This window comes from Staphylococcus pragensis (assembly GCF_004785665.1).
GTDB classification, from domain to species: domain Bacteria; phylum Bacillota; class Bacilli; order Staphylococcales; family Staphylococcaceae; genus Staphylococcus; species Staphylococcus pragensis.
In genome coordinates, this window is the sequence record NZ_SRPJ01000005.1 from 25,759 (window position 1) to 37,187 (window position 11,429).

7 protein-coding genes and 1 other annotated feature (1 of these 8 running past the window's edge) are annotated in these 11,429 nt (G+C 35.8%); of the genes, 6 read left to right on the forward strand and 1 reads right to left on the reverse strand.

Annotated elements, in window-relative coordinates:
• The first annotated feature begins 479 nt into the window (after positions 1-479).
• From dnaA to gyrA, 6 genes are all read left to right on the forward strand, one after another.
• Positions 480-1,835, forward strand: a complete 1,356-nt coding sequence (gene dnaA, locus E2558_RS09350) for a chromosomal replication initiator protein DnaA (protein WP_126564595.1) — start codon at positions 480-482, stop codon at positions 1,833-1,835.
• A gap of 290 nt (positions 1,836-2,125) precedes the next feature.
• Positions 2,126-3,259, forward strand: coding sequence for a DNA polymerase III subunit beta (gene dnaN / locus E2558_RS09355; protein ID WP_126564594.1), 1,134 nt, complete (start codon positions 2,126-2,128; stop codon positions 3,257-3,259).
• A gap of 386 nt (positions 3,260-3,645) precedes the next feature.
• A complete protein-coding gene (gene yaaA, locus E2558_RS09360) occupies positions 3,646-3,888 on the forward strand; it encodes a S4 domain-containing protein YaaA (RefSeq protein ID WP_186805210.1) in 243 nt (80 codons plus the stop codon).
• Positions 3,885-5,000, forward strand: coding sequence for a DNA replication/repair protein RecF (gene recF, locus E2558_RS09365; protein WP_126564592.1), 1,116 nt, complete (start codon positions 3,885-3,887; stop codon positions 4,998-5,000). The genes yaaA and recF overlap by 4 nt, the downstream gene beginning before the upstream one ends.
• 9 nt (positions 5,001-5,009) lie before the next feature.
• Entirely contained in the window at positions 5,010-6,944 is a 1,935-nt protein-coding gene (gene gyrB, locus E2558_RS09370) for a DNA topoisomerase (ATP-hydrolyzing) subunit B (RefSeq protein WP_126564591.1), read from the forward strand.
• A 104-nt stretch (positions 6,945-7,048) separates the two neighbouring features.
• Positions 7,049-9,718: a DNA gyrase subunit A gene (gene gyrA / locus E2558_RS09375; protein ID WP_126564590.1), complete on the forward strand. Its 2,670-nt coding sequence runs from the start codon at positions 7,049-7,051 to the stop codon at positions 9,716-9,718.
• A gap of 541 nt (positions 9,719-10,259) precedes the next feature.
• Here gyrA and E2558_RS09380 read toward each other — a convergent pair.
• Positions 10,260-11,072 carry an NAD(P)H-hydrate dehydratase gene (locus E2558_RS09380; protein ID WP_126564589.1) on the reverse strand — a complete coding sequence of 271 codons (813 nt, stop codon included), beginning with the start codon at positions 11,070-11,072 and terminating at the stop codon, positions 10,260-10,262.
• A 301-nt stretch (positions 11,073-11,373) separates the two neighbouring features.
• Positions 11,374-11,429, forward strand: a binding site (T-box leader); it runs 149 nt beyond the window's last position.

An 11,429-nucleotide genomic window follows, 5' to 3' on the forward strand; every position in this document is an offset into this window, starting at 1 on the left:
CATTTTCTTCATTATTAATATTTATACATTTGTAGTTCCTCATCATCGGACCAATTTTATTCATTTTTAATACACGTTTATAAATTATTTCCCAAAACTGTTATAGTACATTTTTAGTTTCTGGAAAAATGGCATTCATTTTTATCCACTTATTCACATATGGTATTGGAAATATTGTGGATAATCAAGTCATTATTCACAACTTTATACCTAATTTAACAACATATTCACAGCCAATTGACATCTGTCCGGGTTAAAAAGTATAATTGTGTGGATAAGTCGTCTAACTCATTATTTTTACAGGATTTATTTATAGATTTTATAGACATAATTAGTGTGAATAAATCATAGCATTACTAAAGTTATCCACCGATTGTTATTAACTTGTGGATAATTATTAACATGCTGTGATTATTTTTATCCACTCATTCTAATTTCTGTGTATAAGTCTTAAATTTATAGAAAGATGGAGTTTATATATGTCAGAACAAGAAATTTGGAAAAAGGTATTAGAGGTTGCTCAAACAGAAATCTCAAAGACTACTTTTAATACGTTTTTAAAAGATACAGAACTCAAAGAAATTCGTGATAATGTAGCATACATCTTTGTTATTGAGGAATTTTACGCCGATTGGCTAAATGCGAATTACAAAGATGTTATTCAAAACATTATGAAAGATATTATCGGTTATGAAGTTGATCCCAAATTTTTCACTGCTGCACAGTTAGCTGAACTCGATGAAAGTAATCGTAAATCTTCTCATAGTAAAGAAGCTACGACTCAAACGATTGAAGATCCTCATGAGGGTACTGATCAATTCAATACTCACAACACATTTGATACTTTCGTCATCGGACCTGGTAACCGTTTCCCTCATGCTGCAAGCTTAGCTGTTGCAGAAGCACCCGCTCAAGCCTATAACCCTTTATTTATTTACGGGGGCGTTGGTTTAGGTAAAACACATTTAATGCATGCGATTGGACATCATGTATTAAGCAATCAACCTAATGCCAAAGTGCTTTATACCTCTAGTGAGAAATTTACTAATGACTTCATTAAATCTATTCGTAACAATGAACCTGAAGCATTCAGAGAGAAATACAGAAATATCGATGTTTTACTGATTGATGACATCCAATTCATTCAGAATAAAGAGCAAACACAAGAAGAATTCTTCCATACTTTTAATGAGTTACATCAAAATAAAAAACAAATTGTTATTTCAAGTGACCGTCCACCTAAAGAAATTGCAAAGCTTGAAGATCGCTTACGTTCACGCTTTGAATGGGGCTTGATTGTTGATATTACGCCACCTGATTATGAAACTCGTATGGCTATTCTTCAGAAGAAAATCGAAGAAGAGAATTTAGAAATTCCTGCTGAAGCGCTGAATTATATCGCAAATCAAATTCAATCTAACATCCGTGAATTAGAAGGTGCTTTAACGCGTTTACTTGCCTATTCAAAACTTCAAGGAAGACCTATCACAACTGAATTAGCTGCTGAAGCACTTAAAGACATTATTCAAGTCCCTAAATCTAAAAAGATTTCAATTCAAGACATTCAAAAAGTTGTTGGTCACTACTACAATGTGCGCCTTGAAGACTTTAGTGCGAAGAAACGTACGAAATCAATCGCTTATCCACGCCAAATTGCAATGTACTTATCTAGAGAGCTAACTGATTTTTCATTACCAAAAATTGGGGAAGAATTTGGTGGCCGCGATCATACAACAGTAATTCATGCACATGAAAAAATTGCTAATGATATTAAAGCAGATAGTATTTTCAAACAAGAAGTGGAAGATCTGGAGAAAGAAATTCGTAAGCAATAAGTTATAACTGTTATATAACAGATTTCACGCTTACAAACTGAGAAATAAAAATCGGGCTTAGAAGTTAAATTTTGTAGTTAAAAATTGATTTCGCTGTTTTAAAATATAAAGTGGGATATGTGGATAATGTTTAAAAGTAATACACACCATCAACAGTTTATCCACATGTGTATAACTTTGCCATTCCAGGCTTTTCATAAGATATCCACTAATCCACAAGCCCTACTACTATTACTATGATTTTAAAACCTATATAATTTATATATAAACGACTGGAAGGAGTTTAATTAATAATGGAATTCACAATTAGAAGAGATTATTTTATTACTCAATTAAATGACACATTAAAAGCAATCTCACCAAGAACAACTTTACCAATCTTAACAGGTATCAAGATTGACGCTAAAGATAATGAAGTGATTCTAACTGGTTCAGATTCTGAAATCTCTATTGAAATCACTATTCCTAAACAAGTAGATGGTGAAGATATTGTCACTATTGCTGAAACTGGTTCTGTAGTACTTCCTGGTCGTTTCTTCGTAGATATTATTAAAAAATTACCAGGTAAAGACGTTAAATTATCAACAAATGAACAGTTCCAAACACTAATTACATCAGGTCATTCAGAGTTTAACTTAAGTGGTTTAGATCCTGATCAATACCCATTATTACCACAAGTTTCACGTGATGACGCGATTCAATTATCAGTAAAAGTACTTAAAAACATCATTGCGCAAACGAATTTCGCAGTGTCCACCTCAGAAACACGCCCAGTATTAACTGGTGTGAACTGGCTTATACAAGATAATGAATTAATATGCACTGCAACTGACTCACACCGCTTGGCTGTAAGAAAGTTAAAACTTGAAGATGCATCTGAAAACAAAAATGTGATTATTCCAGGTAAAGCTTTATCTGAATTAAACAAAATTATGAGTGACAGCGATGAAGACATCGATATCTTCTTTGCATCTAACCAAGTGTTATTCAAAGTAGGCAACGTTAACTTCATTTCTCGACTACTAGAGGGACATTATCCGGATACAACACGTCTGTTCCCAGAGAACTATGAAATCAAATTAGGATTAGATAATGGCGAGTTTTATCACGCAATTGACCGTGCTTCATTACTTGCACGTGAAGGCGGCAATAATGTTATTAAACTAAGTACAGGTAACGAAGTAGTAGAATTATCTTCTACATCACCTGAAATTGGTACTGTAAAAGAAGAAGTGAGAGCAACGGATGTTGAAGGTGGCAACTTAAAGATTTCGTTCAACTCTCGCTACATGATGGACGCTTTAAAAGCAATCGACAATGACGAAGTTGAAGTTGAATTCTTTGGCACAATGAAACCATTCATCCTTAAACCTAAGGAAGATGATTCAGTAACACAATTAATCTTACCAATCAGAACATATTAGAAATAATCGAAGCAGGATAGTGAAATCTTTTTAGTAAATTAGATTTCCTTCCTGCTTTTTATTTATCTTTGAAAATTCATTCTAAGCCCTCTCAGCCGTTCACTGTGGCTAAAGAGTTAGTGACTTGTGGATAAATATTGTTTTTCTCATTTTCAAGCTAAAATAGGCCTTAAAATTAAAAATTGGATATGTGCAAATCCTCAGGACATGGATTTAGCATTTTCCAAAAGTAAAAAAGCCGCTTCAAACGCCTTAAATTCTAGATAAAATTCAATCAAAATCAGAGTGTAAAAAACTTTAATAAAGTAAGCGGTTTCACATTCCATTTTAAATGAAATTTAATCCTAAAAAAGGTATAATATATTAATGACACATAAAGAAACGGAGTGATTATTTTGGTTCAAGAAGTCATAGTTGATGGCGACATCACGTTAGGTCAATTTCTTAAAACAGAAGGCATCATAGAGTCTGGTGGACAAGCCAAATGGTTCTTACAAGATTATGAAGTCTTAATTAACGGAGAACGTGAAACACGTCGCGGTAAGAAACTAGCTGACCAAGATCGAATTGATTTCCCTGATATTCCTGAAATTGATTCTGTAATCATTATTCATCAAGGTGAACAATGAAGCTTAAAACACTCCAACTAGAAAATTATCGTAACTATGAAGCGGTTACGTTAAATTGTCATCCTGAAGTGAATATTCTTATTGGCGAAAATGCCCAAGGGAAGACAAATTTACTTGAATCAATTTATACGCTAGCTTTGGCAAAAAGTCATCGTACTTCTAATGACAAGGAGCTCATACGATTTAACGCTGATTATGCTAAAATAGAGGGTGAGCTAAGTTATAGACACGGAACAATGCCACTGACAATGTTTATAACTAAAAAAGGTAAACAAGTTAAAGTGAACCACTTAGAGCAAAGTCGTCTAACGCAGTATGTTGGACATCTTAATGTGGTTCTTTTTGCGCCCGAAGATTTAAATATTGTTAAAGGTTCTCCTCAAATACGTCGTCGTTTTATAGATATGGAATTAGGTCAGATATCTGCCGTTTATTTGAACGATTTAGCTCAGTATCAACGTATCCTTAAGCAAAAGAATAACTATTTGAAGCAGTTACAACTTGGTCAGAAGACGGACACCACCATGTTGGAAGTGTTAAATCATCAATTTGCACAGTATGCCCTTAATGTGACGTTAAGACGCGATCATTTTATAAAAGAGCTAGAATCTCTAGCTAAACCTATTCATGCAGGTATTACAAATGAACGTGAAACACTGTCGTTAAAGTATTTACCAAGTATTAAGTTAAGTGATGCGGAGAAAGATGAAAACGAATTGTTAGATGAAGTGCTTACTTTGTTAAATGACAATATTAAACGCGAAATGGAGCGTGGCGTGTGTTTATATGGCCCGCATAGAGATGATCTAGGGTTTAACGTCAACGGAATGGACGCTCAGACGTATGGTTCACAAGGGCAACAACGTACGACGGCGTTATCCATCAAGTTAGCAGAAATAGAATTAATGAATATTGAAGTAGGAGAATATCCCATCTTGTTATTAGATGACGTACTAAGTGAGTTAGACGACTCACGTCAAACCCATTTATTAAGTACGATTCAACATAAAGTACAAACCTTTGTAACAACAACGTCAGTAGAGGGCATCGATCATGAGATTATGAATAATGCGAAACTCTACCGAATCAGTCAAGGTGAAATTATTAAGTAATAGAAAGTGATGGTGAATACATTGTCAGATGTAAACAACACAGATAATTATGGTGCTGGACAGATACAGGTATTAGAAGGGCTAGAAGCGGTTCGTAAAAGACCTGGTATGTATATTGGTTCAACTTCAGAAAGAGGCTTACACCATTTAGTATGGGAAATCGTGGATAACAGTATCGACGAGGCACTTGCTGGTTATGCTAATAAAATAGAAGTCATTATTGAAAAAGACAATTGGATTAAAGTAACTGACAATGGCCGTGGTATTCCTGTTGATATACAAGAAAAAATGGGACGCCCAGCAGTAGAGGTTATCTTAACTGTATTACATGCCGGTGGTAAATTCGGCGGTGGCGGATACAAGGTTTCTGGTGGTCTTCACGGCGTAGGGTCATCTGTAGTAAACGCCTTATCAGAGCAGTTAGAAGTATACGTTCATCGTAACGATACAATTTATCATCAAGCTTATAAACGAGGCGTACCTCAATTTGATCTTAAAGAAGTTGGCACAACTGATAAAACAGGTACGGTAATTCGCTTTAAAGCCGATGCGGAAATTTTTACTGAAACGACAATTTATAATTACGATACACTTCAAAAGCGTATCAGAGAGTTAGCTTTCTTAAATAAAGGCATTTCAATCACTTTAAGAGACGAACGTGAAGAAGAAGAACAACGTGAAGATACATATCACTATGAAGGTGGTATTAAATCATACGTTGAATTATTAAACGAGAATAAAGAGCCTATCCATGATGAGCCAATTTATATTCACCAAACTAAAGATGACGTAGAAATTGAAATTGCGATGCAATACAACAGTGGCTATGCGACGAATTTATTATCTTACGCTAATAACATTCACACGTACGAAGGTGGTACACATGAAGATGGCTTCAAACGTGCGTTAACACGTGTACTGAATAGTTATGGTACACAAAGTAAGATCATTAAAGATGATAAAGAACGCTTATCTGGTGAAGATACACGTGAAGGTTTGACTGCGGTTGTTTCAATTAAACACGGCGATCCTCAATTCGAAGGACAAACTAAAACGAAATTAGGTAACTCTGAAGTGCGTCAAATTGTGGATAAATTGTTTGCAGAGCACTTTGAAAGATTTTTATACGAACATCCTAATGTGGCTAGAACGATTGTTGAAAAGGGAATTATGGCATCACGCGCACGTGTAGCTGCTAAAAAAGCACGTGAAGTGACACGTCGTAAATCAGCCTTAGAAATCTCAAGCTTACCAGGTAAACTTGCAGATTGTTCTAGTAAAAAACCGGAAGAAAGTGAAATCTTCTTAGTAGAGGGTGACTCTGCCGGGGGGTCTACGAAAGAAGGTCGTGACTCTAAAACACAAGCGATTTTACCGTTAAGAGGTAAAATTTTAAACGTAGAGAAAGCACGTTTAGACCGTATCTTAAATAACAATGAAATTCGTCAAATGATTACAGCATTTGGTACGGGTATTGGTGGCGAGTTTGATATTTCTAAAGCACGTTATCATAAAATCGTTATCATGACAGATGCCGATGTCGATGGTGCACATATCAGAACGTTATTATTAACATTCTTTTATCGCTTCATGCGCCCACTTATTGAAGCGGGATATGTTTACATCGCACAACCACCATTGTACAAATTGACACAAGGTAAACAAAAATACTATGTATTTAACGACCGTGAATTAGACAAATTGAAATCAGAACTTAACCCTACACCTAAATGGCAAATTTCTCGTTATAAAGGTTTAGGAGAGATGAATGCGGATCAATTATGGGAAACAACGATGAATCCTGAAAACCGCATGATGTTACAAGTAAAACTTGAAGATGCGTTAGATGCCGACCAAACATTCGAAATGTTAATGGGCGACGTTGTTGAGAATCGAAGACAATTTATTGAAGAAAATGCAGTATACGCAAACTTAGATTTCTAATTGATTGCCTATTTGCATAAGTTATAGCACAGGCTGTTAATCAATCTTACGTATTAACAGTCTGACTATTCATTTTTAAGTGATGATAGAAGGAGGATATCTTGATGGCTGACTTACCTCAATCAAGAATTAATGAACGAAATATAACCAGCGAAATGCGCGAATCATTTTTAGACTATGCAATGAGCGTTATCGTTTCACGTGCTTTACCTGATGTGCGTGATGGTTTAAAACCTGTACACCGTCGTATCTTATATGGTTTAAATGAACAAGGGATGACACCTGACAAACCTTATAAGAAATCAGCTCGTATCGTTGGGGACGTAATGGGTAAATATCACCCTCACGGTGACTCTTCAATTTATGATGCCATGGTCCGAATGGCACAAACGTTTAGCTATCGTTATCCACTTGTAGATGGTCAAGGTAACTTTGGTTCAATGGACGGCGATGGTGCTGCGGCTATGCGTTATACAGAAGCCAAAATGACAAAGATTACATTGGAACTGTTACGCGACATCAATAAAGATACAATTGACTTTTTAGATAACTATGATGGTACTGAAAGAGAGCCGGAAGTCTTACCTTCTCGTTTCCCTAACCTTTTAGTGAACGGTGCTTCAGGTATCGCAGTAGGTATGGCTACTAATATTCCTCCTCATAACTTAACTGAAGTCATTGATGGTGTATTACATTTAAGTAAGAATCCAGATGTTACAATCGCTGAACTTATGGAAGATATCCAAGGCCCTGACTTCCCTACAGCGGGCTTAATTTTAGGGAAAAGTGGTATTCGACGTGCTTACGAAACAGGACGTGGTTCCGTTCAAATGCGAGCACGTGCAGAAATTGAAGAACGTGGTGGCGGTCGTCAACGTATCGTAGTCACTGAAATTCCATATCAAGTGAATAAAGCACGTATGATTGAAAAAATTGCAGAACTTGTACGTGATAAAAAAATCGAAGGTATTACAGACTTACGTGATGAAACAAGTTTACGTACAGGTGTAAGAGTTGTGATTGATGTACGTAAAGACGCTAATGCGAATGTTATTCTTAATAATTTATACAAACAAACACCATTACAAACATCATTTGGTGTGAATATGATTGCCCTTGTAAATGGCCGTCCTAAACTAATTAACTTAAAAGAAGCGTTAGTAGAATACTTAGAACATCAAAAGATTGTAGTACGTCGTCGTACTGAATACAACTTGAAGAAAGCGAAAGATCGTGCACACATTTTAGAAGGTCTACGTATTGCGTTAGACCATATCGATCAAATCATTTCTATCATTCGTGAATCTGACACAGATAAAATCGCTATGGAGACGTTACAAGAACGCTTTAAGCTTTCAGAACGCCAAGCACAAGCTATTCTTGATATGCGTTTAAGACGTTTAACAGGTTTAGAACGCGACAAGATTGAATCAGAATATAATGAGTTATTAAGCTATATTGCTGAATTAGAGGAGATTCTAGCAGACGAAGAAGTGTTACTTCAATTAGTCCGCGATGAATTAACTGAAATTAAAGAGCGTTTCGGCGATGGACGTCGTACAGAAATTCAATTAGGTGGTTTAGATGATTTAGAAGATGAAGACTTAATTCCAGAAGAACAAATCGTCATTACATTAAGTCATAATAACTACATTAAACGTCTACCTGTTTCAACGTACCGTTCTCAGAACAGAGGTGGACGTGGCGTGCAAGGTATGAACACGCTTGAAGAAGACTTTGTCAGCCAATTAGTTACGCTAAGTACACATGACAATGTATTATTCTTCACGAATAAAGGTCGTGTTTATAAACTTAAAGGTTATGAAGTGCCAGAACTTTCTCGTCAATCTAAAGGTATTCCAGTTATCAATGCGATTGAACTTGAGAATGACGAAACAATTAGTACAATGATTGCGGTAAGAGATCTTGAAGATGAGGATAGTTTCTTAGTATTTGCGACTAAGAACGGTATTGTGAAACGTTCTGCGTTAAGTAATTTCTCACATATTAATAAGAATGGTAAGATTGCGATTGGTTTCAAAGAAGATGATGAACTCATTGCGGTACGCTTAACAGATGGTAGCCAAGATATCCTAATTGGTACATCTCATGCATCATTGATTCGCTTCTCTGAGAATAGTTTACGTCCATTAGGTCGTACAGCTGCCGGTGTAAGAGGTATTTCATTACGTGAAGACGACGTTGTAGTTGGTTTAGACGTCGCGCATGCAGACAGTGAAGATGAAGTTTTAGTTGTTACTGAAAATGGTTACGGTAAACGTACGCCAGTAAGTGAATACCGCTTATCTAATCGTGGTGGTAAAGGTGTTAAAACAGCTACTATAACAGAGCGTAATGGTAATATCGTATGTATCACTACAGTAACTGGCGATGAAGATTTAATGATGGTTACAAATGGTGGTGTTATTATTCGCTTACAAGTAGACGACATTTCACAAACTGGCCGTTCAACACAAGGTGTGCGTCTAATGAAATTAGGCGAGGATCACTCTGTTTCAACTGTAGCTAAGGTTCAAGACAATACAGAAGATGAAGATACGACAGAAGCGGCTCAAGCAGAAGGTACATCTAATGCGGAAAGTACAGAAAGCCCAAGTGAACATGTTGTAGATGATGCTACGCCAGGTAATGCACTTCATACGGAAACAACAGAAGATGATAGTAATGAACGCGTTGAACTTAGACAAGACTTCATGGATCGTGTGAATGAAGATATTGAAAATAGTTCAGAAAACGACAGTGATAACGAATAATAATTTAAAAATAAGACTACCCTCTCATGAAGGTAGTCTTAATTTTTATATAGTTTTTAGATAGATGTCTACTTGCTTAATTTGAGATGCTTGCCTAGGGGGATGGGTTGAGCCTTGGTCTTGTAAAGTAGTTCTTAGATAGATATTAACTCACTTAAGTTGCTACGCGTTCCTGGGGTGCCGTCTCAGCCTGTAGTCTTCGACTGGCACTGCTACCCTAGGAGTCTACGCAACTACGTTTCGTTATCTATCTTAGAACTACTTACGTAAGTGAGGAAGCATTTACGTTCATTAATAAATTAATCCTTCAGGCGTCACTCAACTACGTTTCATTATCCATTTTAGAACTACTTACATAAGTGCATAGCACTTATGTTCATTAACAATCAATATAGGAGTCTATGCAACTACGTTTCATTATCCATTTTAGAACTATTTAGTTAAGGAAAAATAGATTCAAATTTACGACTTCTAGTTTTATATAAAATAAACGCTCTGAGTTTCTTTCAATAAGAAGGTCAGAGCGTTTTTATTTCAAGTCTTAGTGTTCTAATTCTTTCATGACGTATGGTATTTCACTAATCAAGCGTGAAGGTGGTACAACGTACATTTTTTCTGAGAGCTTTTCGCCAATATAACTATGTGTATAAGTAGCACTTGTTACGGCGTCTTTTAAGCTATCGAATTGGCCTACAAAGCTTGTAATCATACCAGCAAGTGTGTCACCCATGCCACCTGTTGCCATGGCAGGTGTACCAATTGAAAGTTTATAATCTTCATCTTTAAAATAGATTTCTGTACCATGTTTTTTTAAGACTACTGTAGCGCCTAATTTGTCTACAGCTTCTCTATTACGTTCATAAGTTTGTTCTTCAATAGGAATACCACTTAAACGTTCCCACTCTTTTTGATGTGGCGTAAAGATAACACGACATGTTGGAATGTCTGGTTTCAACTTACTAAATATTGTAATCGCATCTCCATCAACAATTAAGTTTTGGTGAGGTTGAATATTTTGTAGTAAGAAAGTAATCGCATTATTACCTTTGAAGTCTACGCCAAGTCCCGGACCAATTAAGATACTATCTGTATTTTCAATGAGCTTTGTTAACATTTTTGTATCGTTAATATCTGTTACCATTGCTTCTGGGCAGCGTGAATGAATAGCTGCATGATTATTTGGATGTGTAGCGACTGTAATTAAACCACTGCCGCTAAATACACAAGCACGAGCAGCTAACATAATAGCGCCACCTAAGTTCGCACTACCACCGATTAACAAGATTTTACCGTAATCGCCTTTATGTGTTTCATCTTTACGTTTTGGAATATTAACAGTAGTTAATGTTTCCATGAACAAAACCCTCCCTATCTATGAGGTCCGGACAATGTGTATATTCTTTACGTCCAAGCCCCTGTTTTTACCTATATTTTCAATGTCTGAACTCTAAATCTGTAGCGAAAGATCAGCCATTTATGAGCTTTAAATACAATAGAAAATACTATACCTGCTAGAGACTTTCGTCAACACTATTCTGAGAAATAATTAAAAGTCTGAATTATTGAAAATGATAGCGTTTACTTAAATGAAAATTTAACATTAGCAATTGCTTGAAAATTCTAAAAGACTTTGCTATATTAAAAATAACTTAATAAGTTATTGTTCGTAGGCCAAGTAACATAACACGTTAATTTCAGAGAGCTTGTGTTG